This window comes from Parasedimentitalea maritima, assembly GCF_005771405.1.
Lineage (GTDB): Bacteria > Pseudomonadota > Alphaproteobacteria > Rhodobacterales > Rhodobacteraceae > Parasedimentitalea > Parasedimentitalea maritima.
The window spans coordinates 13,565-33,348 of sequence record NZ_VAUA01000009.1 but is presented as its reverse complement, the minus strand read 5'-3'; the positions used below and the strand labels follow the sequence as shown (position 1 = coordinate 33,348).

Below are 19,784 nucleotides of genomic sequence, written 5' to 3'. Positions count from 1 at the left end.
GTCATCTAAGGACAGCTTCGACTTCCTCGCGGAGGTAAAGAGCACCGTAACTCTCTCCATTTGGCATAAAGGGATTCACCTTTGCGGCTTTCAGTTTCGCAAGCAGAGTTCTTCGATGTTGTCCGAACTCTGTTTCCATGGTCGTAGAAGTCAGAAAGCGTCTGTGAAAGTCGTCGATATCAGAAGGAGAGACATAGACCCGTTCACCCCCCCCCATTTCGGGTGGGGCCTGCGTGTTGCAGGCGTGTGACCCGCAGCCGCAAGTCTTTCGAACCACCCTTGGGTGCGCATGCCAACGGGCCGGCTAAAAACAGCGGCAGTCAGAAAAGTGAGTTCAGCAGGATCTTGTTTTTGACGACTCATCTGGTCGATTTCTTCCATCAAAACACAAAACCCGGCATATCCCTCAAGATCAGTGCGTCGACCGAGCTGAAGTTTGCCTTCACGAAGCGAGGTGATGATCGCACCGACGCGCGCACCAGAGCGTTTCTTGGCTTGCTGAATTCCTTCCCACCGTTTGTCAGAGGGTTCTATTGGGACAGACAACTCTTGAAGTTCGGCAATCAATGCAATGCCGTCAGTCGGACGCCACGGCGAGTTGACCGTGGGGATGTTGATCCGGGGCGCCAGCACACCATCTTCCGCCAATGACATCAGTTGAGCCTGCGTCGCTCCCATCACTCGCTGCATTTCGGTGGGGCCTACCAATGTTGGAACTTCCGCCAGCAGGTCAGCATACGCTGTGGCTTTGAAGGTTTTTCGGGAGGTGGGTCTATCATCGTCTGCATCAATCGCACCGGCATCGACCAGAAATTGCTCAAGTAGGGCCGATCCTATGTTTGCTTCTCGCGCAGCGGTAACGACTGAATGTAGTTGCCTTTCAGGCTGGATAATCCCCAAAACGCTTTCCCCAGCAGCAACTGGCCAGATATCGACGATGCAGTCCCGTAGTATTTGGCGGAATTGAGCGAAGTCATCTCTACTCAAATTGATCTGACTCAAGTTTCCGAATAGCCTTCCAAAGGCTTTACTTGGCGTGTCGTTGGAGCCATCAGCAAGTGCAGCGAGTTCGGTTAATGCATCCCGGATAGCAGCTTTTCCTCGGTGGGCTATCTCAAAGCCCGTGGCTTGAGCGAGCTGCCGATGCGCAGCTACATCCAAACCGGTAGGATCTTTCAAACGTAAAAGTTCTGATCCCAGAAGTGTGCAAAATGTTGTTGCAGCATAAAGCGATTGGCCGGCGAGCCACGTATGGTCTGCACCAGTTTCAAGGCGAGCATTGAGCCACCAGTTATATGGCGAAGGTGTCACACGTGGACGCTCCAACCTACCGTCCTTGATGTCTTCCAGGATGCCGGTGAAACGCAATGAAAAATCATACCTATCTTCGGGGCGGCGGTGTTCCCAAAGCTGCACTAAGGGATGGCGATGCGTGATACAGAGACTGGCCTCTCGCATTTGCCAGTCCCCACGCATAGCCATTTGAGTGAGAGGGCGGGCACTGTCAGTTTTAATATCTTCGCGCAAACAGATAGGACAGCCTCGGATGATCGGCTTCCTGAGCGCACGAGAGACAAAAAACTCACCTCGAAAGATCATCCGGACATCGCCAATGCCTCGCCCGGTCCAAGAAATTAGTTCTTCAAGCTGTGTATCAGTCAGACCGCCACATGCAGCGAGGTCACGCAAAACAGTTTCTTCGAGATGAATAACCCTTTTGAGTGAAAAGCCCATATCGACGGCGAAGTCAGCAGAACAGACGCCGTTTAGTGCCGCCATTCGAGACAGAAATGACGGGATTGTCTCCCTGTGGATTGGCACAGCGCGGAGGGGGAGTGGTTTTGGCACAGATGGAGCGAACTACGTATTTAGGCAGAGGTGACGCCACTATGGCTGAGGGTTTCACCACAGTCCATCAGAGGAAGGCTGAAATACTCAATGGGTGCTTGAGCTGCACTTGCTGCGGATACTCCAAATGTGATGGATGAAGTCATCACAGAAGAAAGGATCATCCACGCCATCAACAAAGCCGTACGCCGCCTCAGGCCAATTGAAGCCTTTTCTGAGACATCCGCCAACCAGCCGCTGGTTCAACCGGTATGAAGAGATGAGTAAAAACCACGTTTCCACAGATGTTGATGCGGCTTGCAAACAACTATCCAAATTGACCAAGACGAAAGCCAATAGTCCTTGATAGCCGTCTACTGTGGTAAACTCTATTAAATAGCCATGTTGCTGAAGCGACCAGATCGCATTTATCCTCCCCCCAATTCAGGGGCCTGCTCCATAGATATCCAGAAGCAGATTAGGATTGCCATCGTCACCTTCAAGGTAGGTCTTCAAGTCTGCCAGAATGGGAAGAAATTTGTCCTTTCTCCTGTTAAAACCGGGATCTTTCTTTGATCTATTACGCAAGAGGTCCGTTTCTGCCGCTTCAATGGCCCTAAATAGATCCCCAGCGAGAGGATCATGCCCCAGCAGTAGCGCCATTGGCTCTTTAAGCCGGTAGCGTAGCAATCCAGCAGTCAAGAATGGTGCATAGTTGAATTTTGTATAATTGCTGTGAAGGTTGGCCCTAAAGTCTGCCACGGCCTGCTTGACCAGCCGTTCAAAGTCGTCTGGATCCAATAGCAATGGGGCGCTGTCTGACCTCGACAGCAAGAAGGCCATACTCGCGCTTTCGATACGCCAGCTCCAAGTTTCCGGTTTAATCGACATTAACAACTGGATGATCCGGTTTTCGGTCTCTACATCGGAAGCAATTCGGCCAAGGCCCTGAAAAATCAGGATCCAACTTGCTTGGTACTGCACGAAAGGATGGCTACCTACTGGAAAGGACCTGTACCCGGCGCAATCAATCAGCCAATCCGCGACGGTTTTCGGACAGCGTCGGAATTGCCATGTCAAAAATTGCAGGGCAGCATTGTCCTTATTCGCAGCTGTCGGCTTGGAAGCGATACGTGCCTGTGTCTCCCTCATTGCCATCTCGGTAAGCTGGTCGAGCCGATTGACGGTCTCCGGCGGAATAGAATTGGGCAGTATTCCGTCACTTGAAATGCAATATTCACCGAAGGGGCGGGCAGCCAACTTCGAAGCGAACGTGGCCCAATCCACCTTCCCTGCTTCCAATTCAGCCTCGAGAAGACTGAACAGACCTTCTGATCGGGTGCTTTCTTCCCAAGGGTGCATACCACATTTCAACACCAGCCGATCCGGGACCGCAGGAGGGGGCGTCTCCAGATCGGCAATAATTTGTTCCCAGCTCCGCTCATCCTCAAGAGCCTCGTCCCAATCTATTGCAAACTGGCGACCAAGCTCGCTTGCCTCCAGTACAATGCGGGCTCGCCCGGAAGCTGGCTTTTGTTCGACCCAGAGTGAAACCGGCGTGGGGGCTGAAAGCTGTTGTTCAAGAGGAACAGTCGCCATTCGCGGTCGGCTCTCTGCCTCCTTGCGCAAGAAAACCGAGACGCTGGGCTGACCTGCAGGAATTGCAAATTGGGCAGGCTCAGGGCTGCGGTAGACTCGGCCTGCCTCTAAGGTTTCGTCGGCATTGATGAGGTCGAAGCTCTGCGCACCATCACTCCCGAACACGATTGTGGACAACACCGGAAGAAAATCGAAATACACCGGGTCACCGTCGCCCGCTCTACCAGCCGCCACCAGCGCCCCGCGGGCAACAGCATCGGGTTCCAAACTGATGACAGGCCGCTTAGTACGGGACTTTAATTCAAGTGTGATCCGCTCCCTCAGAGAACTCCCAGCTACCGTTTCGACCAAGACAAGAGCACAGCCACTCAGATCCGGCAAAGGGCCTGAAATCGCTGACGGGACTAAAGACCTATCATCCGCCATCTCCAGCACATCCCAGTCTCCGTTCGGCATTCTGAGAATCTCTGGTCGGCATTCCAAACCCAATGCGGAACGGCCGACCGATTTGGCCAGGGCGCGGTGGGCCGTTCTTGGTGACAACCCATCTGGCCCCAGCGCCTTTATGCGGGCGTTTTGAACAAGGCATTCGTAGCCAATGTCCCCAGGAACGGAAATCGCTGCTTCCCGTCGCTCCGGCGCCAGAACACTGCCACGACCGTCAGCTCGTCGAATGTTTAGCTTCTGGACGGACAAGCCTTTGCTGCTGTGACAAATGACGGCAATATTCTGACCTTCGGATAAGACGCCGGTTTCTATTGCATGCAGTGCCACCAGAACTGGACGCCACACGAGCATCGGATTGCGTACTTTCCCCTCAGCCAGCGCACTCAACAAGGTTTCCTGCAGTTTCTCCGGGTCAACCTCTCCGTCATCAATTGATACTGCCGTGTAAGCAGCTCCTTTAGCTGTGCTCTCAAAGGCAGCAGAAAGTTGCCTTGCATCGCCGTCTGCGGTAGTTAGCAGGGACCTAACTGCAACGCGCCGATCCTGCTTGCCGATGTCCCCCCCAGCCGCCGCCCATCCCATGCGGTGCCGCATCAGCCTGAGGTCCGCCTACCCACCGAACAGCCTTTTTTCCATGAGCAGGATCGGCTTCTCCAATTTGAACGACGGACGTCAAAGGCCCGCATTCCACGATCTCAATAGGGCCCCGCTCCTCCTCTTCCCCAGGCAGAACAAGCCAGTTTCTGGCAGTGAAGTCACGCCACCCGTTCAAGTCGCAACCGCAGGCTTTCCTCAGTGTCATTGCGTATCCCTGTAGATTTCTCCGCGGACAAACTCACGAACCTCTTTGAATCCGGTGGCAAGCTCATCTCCGGCCGGGCCAAGAGCAATCGCCTTAACTGTGGCCCGGCCTCGCGTAGCCGAAACAGCCTGTGCCTTCCCTCGGGCCGGGATCAGAATTAAACCGTGACGCAACACCTCACTCACAGCCAACGGCTGGATCTGTTGCAGGTGCAATCCGGCTTGGGCTGCATCCTCCTGAAGATCCAACCGTTCCATGGCGTGGGGCGTCCAGACAGCGACCCTACGTGGCACATCAGACCGGCTTGGATCGGTAATCCTCAGCGCTGCGTGTGCCCGTGCTGCACTCAACAAAGCCCCGGGTTTTTCAGGGCGGGACCGCACTTCGACAATACGGCCGGTCTTTTTTAACCAGAACACAGCAATCGGTCGGTCCTGCTCAAACCACCGCCCGCCAACAGCTTCTTCCTTCCAGGTAATCGGGGACTGTGCGACAAGCTCCGCTTCCTCCAGTTCATCGATGGCCAGAGTGATTGCGAGCACCGAAAAGTCAGTCCAGGTTTCGGCTTGCCATGCCCAAAGATCGTCTTCGATCTTCTTACGCGACAGCAAACGGAGCCAGCTTTCTTGCACCTGCCTGTAGGCCTTGTCCTGCATCAAGACATAGTTCGGTTGCACGCCGGCTTCTGCAACGCCTACTCCCAGATCACGAAGAGCTCGAACGGCCGAACGACAGGCTTTCCTGAAGCCCTCCACTTGTGCATAGCGATCGCTTGATATTGCCTTGGGATGTTCGCGCAGCCATTCACGTGCGGCATCAACAGCGAGACGCACGTAGGCGTGGAAGACGCGGTTTTCCAGCGTATCGAAATTTTCACGGCGCACGGTCGCCATAATGCGCTGCGCCGATCCAGCCCGCTCTGGTATGCTTCGACCTGGCACCTCTCATTGTCCCATCTCAGAAGACCCTGACAGCCCATCGATCTTTCCTGCTCAATCCTACCGAATACTTGGTCGCAACTAAGGGTGAGCGTCACGGGCGGAACAAAAGAGGACGTGGCAGTACAGATATTCGCGCTTTGTTTCCTGGTGAGCTTGTCGAAGCAGATGAATGCAAATTGTCGTTGGTCTCTTCTTCAAAGGAACGGGGTTATTGGGAGAGATTGTCGAGTAATGACAAAAAAGCGCTCGAAGAAATCGACGCGGAAATCAGGACGCGCCTTACTCTGCTCGTGATGATTGATGTGGCGACAAGAATGCCGCTGGCGTGGATCGTAAGCGATCAGCCAAAAGCTGTAGCGACACTTGCGCTTTTGAGGATGGCAACGCGAGACAAGGCGAAAGAAAAAGCCAAGTACGGTTGCGAAGGAGACCCTGCCCCGCCAATGGGTTTAGGGATGGTAAAAACAGATAATGGCGTTGGGCTGCGGGCCAAGCCTGTCATCCAGAGCCTTCTCGGAACAGTTGCGGCATATACAGCTGTCAGAACTCATGCTTCTGCTGACAAGCCCTACGTAGAACGCTTGATAGGTACAACTGAGTCTATCTTGGTTAAACTGATCCATGGATACACTGGCAGAAAAGCGGGCGAACTTCCTGGCTATGATTCCAAAGCCAATGGCGTCCTCGATATAGATGAACTCTATGGTATTCTGACCCGGTTCTTCATCGATGAGTATCCATCCTTGCGCCATATGGGTGTTGGAATGGGTGGACGGCGCCCTGCTGAGGTTATCAAAGAACTCAATAAGACGCGCGGCCTTTTCAAGTTGATGGATGAAGACCAACGGCGAATTCATCTGGGTTGGAAGCTCGAAGTTACGCCGAATGATGAAGGTGTTCGGGTGTTCTCAGGGATTTGGTTCAACTCTCCGGAGTTTCAAATTGCCGTAGACGACAATGCAGTGACCAAGGTTTCTGTTTTTGTCGATCCCGATAACGTAAATGAAGCTACTGCAATCATTCCACGGGTCGCAGGTGAATTTCGGCTTCAGCTTCAGGTTACGGCATTTGCGGATATGACTGTTCCGGAAGTGCTTGAATTAACTGAGGCCCACCGCAGGGAGCATCCAGGCGTCACAGAAATCCATGAAGATCGTATCGCGTCGACGCGACGCAAGCGATTTGACCAGCTCAGAAGGATTGGCGTCGAAAACAACTTGCCTCGGAGCTACTCAACCTTTGATGAATGTCGAACAAAAGCAAGCCACGTGTTTGGAGGCGCCCGCATCGTTCGGTCATTCGATGATTGTCGAACGGTACAACCCGGCGAAATCAATTCCAGCCTCAATGGTCCGGGTGTTCTTTCGATTGGTGATGGCGGTGCAGCAATAGATCATCAGAATGACGGTTTGACCGCTGTCTCAGTTGAGTACGCGACTGCCGATGACGAGGGCGAAGTACCAATCTATTCAGTTCAAGAACCAGAGCCCGTCGTTCTCCCTAACACAAGACAGCATGAACAAAAATTGCTGCCAATCGGTCGACCTAAAAACAAAGGTACGTTCAAGTGAGCTTTGTAAATATGGACAAGATTGCAGTCGCTGCGCAACTTAAGGCCGCTCACCTAAATCTGCCAAGGGCAGAAGAGCTAAGAGTGGCCTTTCAAAAGTGTGTGGAAGATTACTACTTAAGTCAAGAAATCAGCGACTTGGAGGTGCGTGGGCTGGTAGTGACTGGAGATTCGAGAGTCGGAAAATCACGTGAGATGAAGAAGCTGATCAGAGACTTCAATGACAGTGCGACACTCATGCCAGATGAGCGACCCGCACAGGTTGTTAGTTGCCTGCTTTCTGGGCGCGTTACGTTCAAAGATCTCGGCATTAAGACGCTGAAGGCCCTCGGGTATGAAATCAAAGGGACCCGTACCCAAGAGTATATTTGGGAGAGGGTTCTTGATCAGGCTGAAGGACAAGGTGTTATCGGAATTCACTATGACGAATGCCAGCATGTATTCTACGAAGGGGCTAAATCGAACAGAATATTTTTGGACAGCTTCAAATCTATGATGAAAGAGCCACGCTGGCCCTTGATGTTGATCCTGTCAGGGGTGCCATCTCTGGCCAAATATATTCAGTCTTACGAGCAACTCGATAGACTCCTGGCCCCAGTTCATTTCAGTACCATCAAACTGAAGCGCGATAAGGAGCAGCTGGTCATGCTCTTGTTTGCTTTCGCGGATCAAGTTCAAATCGAAATTGAGGAGATTGTCACACCCGAATTCTTGGCTCGCCTTGATCATGCCAGCTCACATCGATGGGGCCTTGTCATTGAGCTTCTGACCGAGACGTTGATTGACGCGAAACTGAAGGGAAAAACTCAACTGAGAGTACAACACTTTGCTGCGCAGTACGCTTCAAGAACCGGAATTTCCAAAGACTATTCGCCGTTCACTGCGCCAGATTTCATGGAAGCGTTTGATCCGAAAAAGCTCTTCGACCTGAGCGGATAAATGGAACAGTCGTAAATGGTCTAAAGAAGATGTGCCCGGCTCGCCATTTGGCGGGCCTTTTCTTTGATCATAGTGTGCATGCTTATACTTCCAACGTGCATGCTAATGGTGTTTGGCACAAAGTAGGTGTGAACATATTGATTTATTATCAACTACTTGCGCCACCATCTGTCGATTGAAGCTAATGATTCGTGCACACTTATGCTCCATTGGCAGCCACTGCGCATAATTCACTCGTTGCAAATCATGCCGGACGAGACGGGTTGACAGCCTGTGACCTACACCGAGGTCAGTAGCAGGCGAACTCCCTATCGAAGTGGTTTTGAAGCCAACCCTACAGTTCGGTGAAAGTAAGCAGTCTTGTTTCCGATAACTGGGCCTTAAGGGCTGATAGCTATGCTGCGGGCTAAACCGTCTGATCTGGAAAACTAATGTATGGGGAACCGTCAACATGACTAGTGCGGGTGGACATGCGGTCAAATTGAACGAAGCTTCCCAAAATGTAGCCTTTGGGCTGCAGCGCGGAGCTTTGGAACCTCTTTGGCTGACTTGCGTGGCCGCATGTATTGACCTCCCAGTCTTTACATTGGCTTTTTGGTTTGCGCTTTATGGCTCGACGTCGATCGATGGGTTCGCTCCTTTGATCGTTGGGGGGTGGGCCGGACTGGGCGCTGTTCTTTTTGTCACCATTATGGCGATAACCAACGGCTATAGCAGTGCGTTGATGACTGATCGGGCCTCGTTCATCGCACGCTCAGTTTTGTGTGTGATTGCTCCGGTCATCGGACTAATTTCTCTGGCTCCGATTGAGAGCCATGGATTGGCATTCTCGGCAGCCGTGATTAGCCTGGCGATAGCTATTGTGCCAACCCGGTTTGGTGCCCAGATAGTTGTCAGATGGGTCGTCGAAACGGGATTAATTGCGCGTCGAACAGTCATCGCGGGCGGCGGAGAGGAGGCTGCGTGCCTCATCCGGAGTCTGGGCGACCGGCAAGTCAATGATATTCGCCTGTATGGTATTTTCGACGACCGTGACGATACGCGATCGCCCAAGCAAATATTAGGAATTCCAAAGATCGGGGGATATGAGGACCTAGTCGCCTTTGTTCGCTCCTCGGAAATTGATTTGGTCATAATTACCCTTCCCTTTACCGCAGAAAAGCGCATCAAATGGCTGTTGGATGAATTCCGCGTCCTTCCAGTCGAGGTGGGCCTGTCGAACTACAGCAAGGACTATACCTTTTCTCCATCCGGTCAGGCTGCCTTTATGAGAAAACTGGAGCGTAGCTTTTCTCCAAAGTGCCGACTGATCAAGCGCCTCTTTGACGTTTTCTTTGCTCTTTGTGCCTTGGCTGTGCTGTGGCCTGTACTCCTTGTTGCAGCCCTTGCGGTCCGGTTTGATAGCCCCGGTCCCATAATGTTTCGACAACTTCGGCATGGCTATAACAATCGAATTATCGAGATTACTAAGTTCCGCACGATGTATACCGAAATGTCAGATCCATTGGCCAAACAGGTGGTGGTAAAAGGCGATCCCCGAGTAACCCGCATCGGTCGCTTCCTCCGGCGCAGCTCGATCGATGAACTGCCCCAACTTTTCAATGTATTGCGTGGGGATTTATCACTGGTTGGGCCGCGTCCCCATGCGGTCGAAGCAGTGTCTAGTCAACATGAACGGTTCACCCAAATCATTGAGGGTTACTCGGCTCGACACCGTTTGCCACCTGGCATCACCGGTTGGGCTCAAATCAACGGGTGGCGTGGCGAAATAGATGAGGCGCAAAAGCTAGTGGAGCGATTTGAACACGATTTGTTCTACATTGAGAACTGGTCATTCTGGTTGGACGTAAAAATTCTTTTTCGCACGCCTTTGAGCCTTTTCCATAGCAAAGGAGCCTATTGAGGCTGCTTAAGAAAGAACCAACATCTGCCTCCTTACCTCCGACCATGCTTTTGAGCAGACAGTTTCGTAGGATTAGATCGGCGACGCATATTTTCAAAGCCAATGGCGCGGAGCGCAGATCCTTCACCTCCGGCGACGTTGATCGGGGCGCTGTGTCGCCGGCGAGGCTACGCTTTCCAGACACAATGAACTGTCTCGACCCGCTATAGAAAGGGCTTACTGAGATAGGGACGATGTTTCAGTAAAGCGTGGAGATCACTGGTGTTCCGGCAATTCCCCCCAATTTTTAATGGGGCTCAGCAGTAGAACTCATGTGGCCGTTTTAGTTTCAGGGCGGGTGTCATGCCGACATTCGCCTGTCGGGTAGTGGGCGGGCTTAATCCTTTTTCCCAAGCGCCGCCTTCAACAGATCGTTCGGCATGCTCATCCCATGCTCTCAGCAAAGCTCTGAGACCGGCACACCGCCCTCTGTCTGCTTCAGACTGCCCATGATCTGTGCGTCGCCAAATCGTCCGTTCTTTATCAAAAATCTCCTCGGATATCTTGCCGAGAAAACTCTACATTTGAACACCACTCATTTTGGGGGGATTACCTTTCCACCTGAACCGTCTAGTCGCGAGACGTCCAACTAGGGAGCCTTAGATAGGGGCTTTTAAGGAGAGTATCGTCTTGTTTGTACAACCTGAATTCGGCTAATTAGAGGAACTTGTTGGCGAACTTATTGGATTACACTGGTGATATTGCATTGCTCTTGGATTTTTAGATCCCAAACTTTTCTGAAATTGCTTCTGCTGGCCATGGTTGCAGCTATTGCAGGATGCAGTGGTATGCCGGGACCCTCCGTGCCGTTTCAAAACGGAAAGAACTTCACTTCAGCACGGACTGCAGTGCTGAGCTGCGCTCCAAATGGGCCAAAAGGCGGAAAGAACGCAGTGGTTGGCAGCTATGTCGCCGGGGTTCTGCTGGGGGGGCTCATTGTTGGTCCGGTCGTTGTGGCTTCGACAGAAGACAGTATTCGCACCAGCGGTGCAATGAGTGCTGTGGATAGATGTTTGGCCGATCTGGGATATGCCCGGCGTGAATTGACTGAACATGAGGTTCGGGTGCTGAACGCGACCAGTGGAGAGCAGCGTCGGTTGTTGCTAGATCACTTTGTTGCTGGTGGTTCGGTTGAAACCTTTGAAGGTGTAGGAGTCTGAGTTCATCGGAGGCAGGCTCTGACGTAGAATGAATGACAGTGCGTCAGCCGAAAACGCCCGACATGTTTACAAATCGAAAAATAGATCGTTGAATGTCAATGGGGGTGCCTATACTTTTTGCCGATTAACCTATTAGAATATATGAATTAAATCTGTCTTTGTGAGGTCGACAGTATTCTCTTAAACCTGATGCAATATGAGAGTTCATGAACGCACATTGTGGACTTTCGTGGAGGGTGTCGCGAGTGGCAGCAGCGGACCATTCGCGAATTTTCTGTGGTGTAGCCAAGGTCTGCTACAATTACCCAAAATTGATAATTGTGGCATCGAAGCGAAACGAAGGCCTTTTTTTGGGGTCAGGTAATTCCGGTCGCTGGCATAGCGCAACTCAGGTGACCGTCCCTCTTAAGGGATGAAGGACAGCTTGATTGGAACATGAAAACGCGACAACATGCAGAAGATTGCATTCAAGTTGGGCAATGGCGGTTGGATTTAGCCGGTTTTATTCGTTTGCCTGTTCAGGTCAAAAAGGATTGTGCGCATGGCAAAATTTCCAAAAATGGACAAATCGGAAAAGGAATATGAGCGCGAACTCCGCCAATTCAAATGGAATGATGCCCGCGCCTTTGTTGGTGTGGATTTCGATTCCACAGGCCTCACTCGTGCCAAAAACTTGATGGGCCAAGCTGCCGGGGCTGCGTTAAAAAAGCCCTATTGCAAAATCGGACTGGTACAAAAAAACCTTGTTTTCAGGATCAAACATGACAAGAAACACCATTTCGGTGAAGACGACATTATTCTGATCCGCAACTATGGTGATATCTCGGGCGAGGAAGCGCTAAGCAGTAAGTCCAAAAATCAGGGTGTTTTGGGTCGCGCGACGGCGCGTGATCCGCTGACAGTAGAATGGTGGCAAAGGACCCTAGGCTCAACCGTCCAGGACCCATCAGACTTGAATGCGATGATCCCACAATTTCAATCCAAGCTCGAGACTTTGAACGGAATAACAACCGCGCGCGCGTTTGACGAAACCATTCAGGTTTTGGACAGTATCAAAGGAGAGGCCCGTAAAGTCATTGCTGCCTTTCCTGCTAAAAATGATCGCATTCTTCTTAAAAAACTGGTTGCTGGAATTGCTTTCCACGAAAAGGCGGTTCGGGCCAAACAAGATCAATTCCAGGCTAAAGCCGGCAATGTGCTGCGGGTCATTATTGATTTTCTGACTAAGACTTCGAAAGAAAGATCGGCCGAGCTTATTAAGTCTGTGCAACAAGGTAAGAAGTGTCTTGCAGCTGGCGACCAGCGAGGTGCTTTGCGTTGCCGTTCTGAGGCCGAACTCAACCTGAACAAACTCACCGAAGAAACAAGTGAAACCTTTACAAAGCGTCTGGTTGCACTTCAGGCTCAGAAAAACGGCATTCATTCCGACGAATTTCCGCTGCGCCTTGTCGCGTCTGCACTGGGCGATGCCAGTCGGCGTGTTACAACGGCCACTGCAGAGTTCAAAACACTTGCGGATGAAATAGACGCCACGACGACCGAAGCCTCACCCGGCAAGCGAAGTTTCAAGGTGGTCGACAAGCTGGAAGACGCGCTTAAGAAGATTACGAAACTGGCAAAAGACGTCGAAACCGCAGCGGTGCATGCGAAGGAAATGTTTTTGGATTGTACGACGGGTAGCAGGTTAGGTCGTTCAGCAGACGAATGGTTTGAAACGGCGACGACGGGGTTGAACGATACCCTTATTCCCACCGTCAATAAAATTTCAGCTATGATCACAAAATCTCGCTCTGAAGCCGGTCAGGACGATAAGGAACTTCTTAGTGCCCTGAAGAAATTGGAAACTTTGAATTCCCGACTGGAAGCCAACTGCAAAAGCGGGAAATTACATCAAAGCGTTGAAGCCGCCCAACAAGCCTATGATGACGCGCCCAGACTGGTTGAGGAAATGGTGCAATCCGTTAGCGCAGATACAGACGACCTTCAGGCTATGGCGGAAGCCGCTCAATCAATAGTCAAGGATTGGGAAGACAATAGAGCGGAAGCTGCAGAGACTAGAAAGCTGGTTCGGGAGGCCGTTTCACGAGCCACAATAATGTCTACAAGTGGGCAGGGTGGATATTCAATGTCGGGGTACTTCCCATGGGGGCATCTTGATAGAGCGGTCAAACATCAGCACTATTCTGGTTCGCGGAACTCTTACATCAGAACCAAGGCCAAGTTTGAAGACGTCAAACAAATGCTGGCAGATCTTGAACAACGGGTGGCGTGAAACTCGTTTCGTACCAACCCGCCTGCTACTATCGTTGTGGCAATCCCACTAAAAATTGGGGGTGCCGATCCATTGCGAAGGCTGGATAAGGTGTGCACTTGCAGGCATTTGTAAAAAACGCAGCAAGCGGCCGACAGGAGCCATTTTTATTGAAGCTCAGTTTCACTGTTTATGGCAGCTATCACTGTGATGCTAACTGCGACTTTTAGCTTTGAACATTCGACAGCGCATCAAGGCAAAAACTAAGGGGAATGACGTCTTGAGCTTGAACTGCTCCACCAATGAATAAGAAAAAAGACGATAGAAAGAAACCAACTGCGCGCATTATGGGCCTTTAAAATAATTTACTTGAGCAAGAAAAAGAAAACCTGCCTTGGGGAAGCTTTTGAAAGTGACTTTGGTCTGCGGAATGCTTGCGGGAAATCGGCTGTTTTTTCAAGCAGGCTATTGAAAATATGCTAAAATGTGTACGCTTGAGATCAGAGGTCTCAACGTTGAGTACCTTTTGTCCACGAGTGCAGAATAACCGAAAGCGAGCAAGCGTGACGCTGCGGCGAACGACCTCAGAGTACTCCCAAGCTGCCATTGAGGGTGCGCATTTCGCTCAAGGTTGAACAACTCAGGGTGGTTGTTTTTTGGCAGGTTACACTCATTTTGTCAGGAAAATATCGCATCGTTCAGTTTTACGGAGAGCTTTCATTTCTGCACTCACAGCATTGGTTACAGCGGCCCCCGGAGCGGACGTTGCACGTTGGCAGTAGATGAGAAGGAGATGTCCAACAGGAGAGCGTTTCGTTCTTAAAAATTGTGTGAGAGCGGACACTGAGGACTTCTTGCGCATCCGCTCTCAACTCTCAAATCTGCCTTGTACATACGCTCAACAGAACCAGTGTTGAGTGCAGACATCTATGAGGGTACTTATTTGTTTCTGCCTACAGATGTGAAGTTAATCAAAGTTTACAGTATTGGGTCAATCGATCGAGTGACGTGGGGTCAGTTGATCAAAGGAGAGCTGGTGGTTAGAAAATTGATTTCTTTGGTGTCCCTCGGTTTGGCGGCCATATTCGGATTTTTCTTCTACGTTCAATATTTTAAGTGGCGAACGTGCTTTAATGAGTTGGGTCGATGCTATGACCGTGAAACGGGAACGGTATATCTAGAACAATCGGGGCAAGTCTGGATTTCCCTGACAGTTCTGGCCCTTGGCATTTCGCTCTACCAAGCGCTGCGAATGAGGCGCTGATCCCAATAGAGGAGCAATCAATGAGGGTAGATAGGGATGTTTTACAGCATAAAGGCTTGAAACATAAATATCAGAGCCGTCCTTCAGGGATCGCCAGCTGGTCGAAACGCAGTGCATAGCCTACTCATCTCATCCCCCCTTGACGAGAGTCTCAAAAATTTGCCGCAGATGGTGGAAATGTGGTAATTTTCTCTGCAAACCTACTGGCCAGTCTGCCAATTCCACCAAAAGGCCTGCCTGTTTGGGGCCAGAGCGGATGCGCTATCCTGTAGGAAATATGGAGTGGCAGTATGAAGAAAATGGTTCAGTCAATTGCTTTTAGACTATCCATGCCAATCCCACTATTTCTCTTACTGTGTATGGGTATCGCTTGGGTTACCGTTCCACGCATTCTTGAAAACAGCACTGTAGATTTTGTTACGAAATCTGCCACCAATGCGGCGAACCAAATCAAGCAAATCCGCGGGTACTATACCAGGAATGTGGTGGTGGATGTCGAGGCTGTGGAGGGTTTGTCGGTTGGGGTAGACCACGAAGATAACCCAGGTGTAGTTCCATTGCCTGCCACATTTGTTCACGATATCAGTGATTTGATTGCAGATCAGGATATCAGCCTTTCACTATACAGTGCCTTACCGTTTCCGGGCCGGCGAGACCGTCAAATGGATGGTTTTATGCAAGAGGCTTGGACCTATCTTAATGAAAACCCGGAGGGGACTTTTAAACGTCAAGAGGTTGTGGATGGGGTGACGTTTTTGCGTGTAGCAGTCGCGGATCTGATGGTGGTTGATGCCTGTGTTTCATGCCACAACTCACACCCCGACTCACCAAAAAACGGCTGGAAGCTGGGTGACGTTCGCGGCGTGCTGGAGGTGCGTGAGAACATCCAGGCGCCTCTGGCAGCTTCGCTTGATCTGACGCGCAATATCCTGATTGGTGTCGCATTGGCGGGTTTGGGGCTTCTCCTCATAGTCTGGGCGACAACCCGAACGATCACCCGCCCGATTACCAAAATCTGCGAAAACATGGATGTGTTGGCTGCTGGAAATATGGAGGGTGAAATTTCTGCAGCCAGTCGAGGCGATGAGTTAGGGCAGATTGGCAAGACGCTGGTCAACCTGCGCAATGATCTGAAGAGTGCAAACGATGTTGCCAAAGAAAGCGTTGATCGAATGACGGCTTTGCTGGGCGCCTTGCCTGACAATTATTTCCGCATTGACCAAATGGGGGCCATTTTAGAATACCGGGTTCGTCCAGGGTTTGGTCCGGTCAATGACCCGGTTGCATTTCTCGGCTGCAATTTGGCAGATATTCTTCCCCCTGATCCACTTTTGTTGTTCCAGGAAAATATGCGTAAGCAACAGGATACACAGGGCGTCGTGTCTTGGGAGTACACTCTGGAATATGAGGGTGAGCGGCGGGACCGCGAAGCACATCTTTGCCCCATCTCTGGAGGCGAGGAGCTGGTTCTGGTGGTGCGCGACATATCGAAACGCCGCCGGGCAGAAAGACAACGCACCCTCGTTGAAGCCCGCCTAGAACGGCTTATCAGTAATTTACCAGGTGTCGTTCTTAGTCGAAAACTCTCGCAAACTGGGGAGTCTGAAGTCATCTATGTAAGCCCGCAGTGCGAAGATGTTTGGGGGTATACACCCGAGGAAATCTACACCACCAAGGGTGTTTTAGAGGGGACGCTTGATCCAGAAGATCTGATCACACTTCGGCAACTCTTTGTGACCTCCGCTGAGACTCTCAAACCCTATTCTCACCGCTATCAAATCACCTCTCGCTCGGGGCAGCGCAAGTGGCTGGAAACAAATTCCAGTGCTTATATGCAAGACGATGGGAGCACTTTAACCGTAGGATTCATCTCGGATGTGAGTGCGGAAGTCCGGACACAAGAACAGTTGGAAGGGCAACGGAAAATTGCAGATCGCGCGCAAAAACTTGAAAGCATTGGTCAACTGACCGGTGGTATGGCGCATGATTTCAACAACCTGCTTGCGGCCATTATGGGTAGTCTGGAATTGTTGCGAGATGACGAAACAGACCCCGAGCACCAAGCTCTGATTGATGCAGGTATTAGGGCTACCCAACGGGGAGCCGATTTGACCCGCAGCATGTTGGCCTTTGCGCGCAGGGCTAGTCTGGATCCCAGTGTGATTGATCTTAATGCACTGGTGAATGAAACCTGCAACTGGGCCGGGCGTACTCTTCCCTCCAGCATCGACATCAATACGTTTCTAACAGTCGGATTATGGCCGATTAAGGCCGACATTAGTTCCACTGAAAGTGCGGTTTTAAACCTGATCGTCAATGCCCGAGATGCGATGCGTGAGGGAGGCCAGCTGACGATTGAAACCTCAAATATCCGTATTGACGAGGACTATCTGGATGCGCGTCAGGAGAAGATGGAACCGGGCCGATATGTCATGCTTGCGGTCAGTGATACAGGGCATGGCATTCCGGATGCAGCTTTGGATAAGATTTTTGAACCGTTCTTTTCAACCAAAGCACTTGGCGCTGGAACCGGTCTTGGGCTTTCGATGATCCTAGGCTTTATGCGGCAATCTGGTGGTATGGTGCAGGTTTACTCGGAACCAGATGTTGGCACGACGTTTAAACTCTACTTCAAGGCTTTCACCGATGAGGTAGAGGCCACAGTAACAGAGCGGGTTCAAACAGTAGGTTTAAATGGAGACGGGCAGAAAATTCTTGTCGCTGAGGATGACAAACATGTTCTTCCCATTCTCGTCGCGACGCTTGAAAAGGCGGGTTACGGTGTAACCGCAGCCAGATCTGGAGATGAAGCGTTTGCCCTGTTTGAAGCCGATCCGACATTTGATCTGCTTTTGACGGATATTATGATGCCCGGAACTCTTAAGGGCATAGCATTAAGCAGGGCAGTTCGCGAAAAAGTGGCAGATTTACCGGTCATCTTTATGTCCGGCTACGCCAACGAAGCAACTGTCCACGGCAATGGGTTACGACCCGAAGACATCCGCCTGATGAAACCTGTCATGCGGACCGACCTTCTGACTGCAATCAAGGAAACTATGATCGGCTGAAGGCCCATGTAAACTAGAAGGGGCGGCTGGCAATCGTTCAATATTGGCCCCTTTGAACACAAATGGAAAAAGCGCAGTGCGAAATCGCACCGCGCCTTTTATGAGACTTCAACATAGCAAGGTGGCTTTAGAAATCTTCCCATCCCGAAGCTGCGCGTCTTGGCTCGGGTGTTTCGAAATCAGGCTCGTGCGCTGAAAAGTCTGAGTCCCCCATTGGTGCTGCAGGTGCACTGTCAAACGAGACCAGATTATCGTTGCCATCGCCGGTTTTGAACACGGACACTTGGAGAGCCAGTTCATTGGCGTCATTGCGCAGCAGTTGGCTTGCAGCGGTGGATTCTTCAACCATAGCCGCATTGTGCTGGGTGACCTGATCCAACTGTAAGACGCCAGCGTTGATTTCGGCCAGTGCGATCGACTGCTCTTCTGCACCCGAAGCAATGCCAACCACATGGGTGGAAATGGTACCGACGCTGTCGATGATTTTGCGCAGCTCTTCCCCAGTACGTCCAACAAGATCGACGCCGTGGTTGACCTGCTGCGAGCTGTCGCTGATCAGTTGTTTGATCTCTTGTGCGGCATCCGAGGAGCGCTGGGCAAGGGCCCGCACTTCGGAGGCAACCACCGCAAATCCCCGACCGGCTTCGCCAGCGCGTGCAGCTTCTACTCCGGCGTTGAGAGCCAGCAGGTTGGTCTGGAATGAGATGTCGTCAATCACCGAGATGATCTGAGAGATCTGTACCGAGGATTTTTCAATCTCTGCCATCGCATCTACTGCTTCACGCACAACAACGCCGCTTTGCTCTGCTGTGGTGCTGGCGCTGGCAACGATGCCCTCGACCTCTTTTGCGCCAGAAGCCGCAGATTTCACACTGGAGGTCAATTCGTCCAACGCAGCAGCAGTTTGCTCTAGCGTTGCGGCCTGACTTTCGGTGCGCTGTGACAGATCGTTGGAAGACTGGTTGATTTCTTCGGAACTGCCACGGATCTTTTCTGAGTTTCCAACGACAGAACCGATGATACCAAGCAATGTTTCAATTGTGAGGTTATAGTTCTCGCGCAGGGTTTCGTATTCAGGATCGAAGGGCTGGTCGATGGTTTCAGTCAGATCGCCCTCTGACAGCCGCTGAAGAGCACCGGTCAAATCGTCGACCACTTTCTTTTGACCTTCCTGAGCCTGGATGCGTTGCTGCTCCACTTCTCGGGCCTCGGATAGCTGTGTTTTGAGGTTTTCCACAGTCCGTGCAATGGCACCGATTTCGTCACCGCGCTCCAGATGGATTGGGTCTTGATCGTAAGTGCCATGAGCAATTTCGTCGATCAGTTTGCCAACATCCTGCAGCGGGCGTGACATCATCGAACGCAGCAAGAAAGTAGAAATTGTGCACATGATCAGGAAAGCGACGCCTGCTACGATGTAGGAAATCAGCTTGGCTTCGGCAACTTCAGCAAGGGCCAGATCTGGTGACCAGATGATCGCGATCGCGCCCACGATGCTGTCCCCTTTGGCCCCAGCTGTTGCTGGCATGGCGATGAAATATCCATCCCCCGTGGTTTCACCTGCACCCGTTGCAAAAGAGGCCTGCGCCAGGGTCGCCAGTTGGCCCATTTGGGATTCATCGGCGACACCAGATGTTGCAATCACCTCATTCGAGCTGTTGGTGGCAATGGCATAACGTGCGCGACCTTCGGACTCTTCCAGAATGCGGTCGAGTGCGATCTGAACACCGCTGGCATCGCCAAATCGCATGGCTCCGCCATTGCGGGCGCCTGCGGCCTGAGTGATTTCGGCCGCAAGGCCCAGAACGCCATCTTCGATGGCCTTGTTGACGATCCGTTGGTTCTGAAACATCAAAACGCTAGCCACAATCAGTGTTGTCGCGGTAATCAGCAGGGTACATTTGATAAAAACCGACATGCCGTTAAACACTGGTTTTAGTGGATTTCGAATTTTCATGTGAGTGCCTTATCGGT

11 protein-coding genes are annotated in these 19,784 nt (G+C 51.5%); 7 read left to right on the top strand and 4 right to left on the bottom strand.

The features are described from left to right. Positions 1-150: 150 nt before the first annotated feature. Positions 151-1,821, bottom strand: coding sequence for a TniQ family protein (locus tag FEE96_RS16820; RefSeq protein WP_281278370.1), 1,671 nt, complete (start codon positions 1,819-1,821; stop codon positions 151-153). Between the two features lie 159 nt (positions 1,822-1,980). Between FEE96_RS16820 and FEE96_RS24000 the strand changes: the two genes are divergently transcribed. Beyond that, positions 1,981-2,103: a hypothetical protein gene (locus FEE96_RS24000; RefSeq protein WP_281278369.1), complete on the top strand. Its 123-nt coding sequence runs from the start codon at positions 1,981-1,983 to the stop codon at positions 2,101-2,103. Between the two features lie 168 nt (positions 2,104-2,271). Here FEE96_RS24000 and FEE96_RS16815 read toward each other — a convergent pair whose 3' ends face one another. Together FEE96_RS16815 and FEE96_RS16810 are read right to left on the bottom strand one after the other, a co-directional pair. Beyond that, complete coding sequence (locus tag FEE96_RS16815) at positions 2,272-4,467, bottom strand: hypothetical protein (protein WP_138164285.1); 2,196 nt, start codon at positions 4,465-4,467, stop codon at positions 2,272-2,274. Positions 4,468-4,671: 204 nt separating this feature from the next. After that, on the bottom strand, positions 4,672-5,616 hold the full coding sequence (locus tag FEE96_RS16810) for a hypothetical protein (RefSeq protein WP_212744792.1): 945 nt from the start codon (positions 5,614-5,616) through the stop codon (positions 4,672-4,674). A 176-nt stretch (positions 5,617-5,792) separates the two neighbouring features. On the opposite strand from FEE96_RS16810, the gene FEE96_RS16805 reads away from it, so the two are divergent. The 6 genes from FEE96_RS16805 to FEE96_RS16780 all read left to right on the top strand — a co-directional run bounded on the left by FEE96_RS16805 (position 5,793) and on the right by FEE96_RS16780 (position 17,810). Continuing rightward, entirely contained in the window at positions 5,793-7,187 is a 1,395-nt protein-coding gene (locus FEE96_RS16805; RefSeq protein WP_212744791.1) for a hypothetical protein, read from the top strand. An 11-nt stretch (positions 7,188-7,198) separates the two neighbouring features. After that, positions 7,199-8,125: an ATP-binding protein gene (locus FEE96_RS16800; protein WP_138164283.1), complete on the top strand. Its 927-nt coding sequence runs from the start codon at positions 7,199-7,201 to the stop codon at positions 8,123-8,125. A 451-nt stretch (positions 8,126-8,576) separates the two neighbouring features. Then, on the top strand, positions 8,577-10,028 hold the full coding sequence (locus FEE96_RS16795) for an exopolysaccharide biosynthesis polyprenyl glycosylphosphotransferase (RefSeq protein WP_138164282.1): 1,452 nt from the start codon (positions 8,577-8,579) through the stop codon (positions 10,026-10,028). Between the two features lie 827 nt (positions 10,029-10,855). Continuing rightward, positions 10,856-11,227 (top strand): hypothetical protein, encoded by a 372-nt coding sequence (locus FEE96_RS16790; protein WP_246079500.1) that lies wholly within the window; start codon positions 10,856-10,858, stop codon positions 11,225-11,227. Positions 11,228-11,768: 541 nt separating this feature from the next. Then, a complete protein-coding gene (locus FEE96_RS16785) occupies positions 11,769-13,499 on the top strand; it encodes a hypothetical protein (protein ID WP_138164281.1) in 1,731 nt (576 codons plus the stop codon). A 1,533-nt stretch (positions 13,500-15,032) separates the two neighbouring features. Then, complete coding sequence (locus FEE96_RS16780; protein WP_138164280.1) at positions 15,033-17,810, top strand: ATP-binding protein; 2,778 nt, start codon at positions 15,033-15,035, stop codon at positions 17,808-17,810. A gap of 127 nt (positions 17,811-17,937) precedes the next feature. Here the strand turns inward: FEE96_RS16780 and FEE96_RS16775 are convergent, their stop codons facing one another. Beyond that, positions 17,938-19,767, bottom strand: a complete 1,830-nt coding sequence (locus FEE96_RS16775) for a methyl-accepting chemotaxis protein (protein WP_138164279.1) — start codon at positions 19,765-19,767, stop codon at positions 17,938-17,940. Positions 19,768-19,784 lie beyond the last annotated feature (17 nt).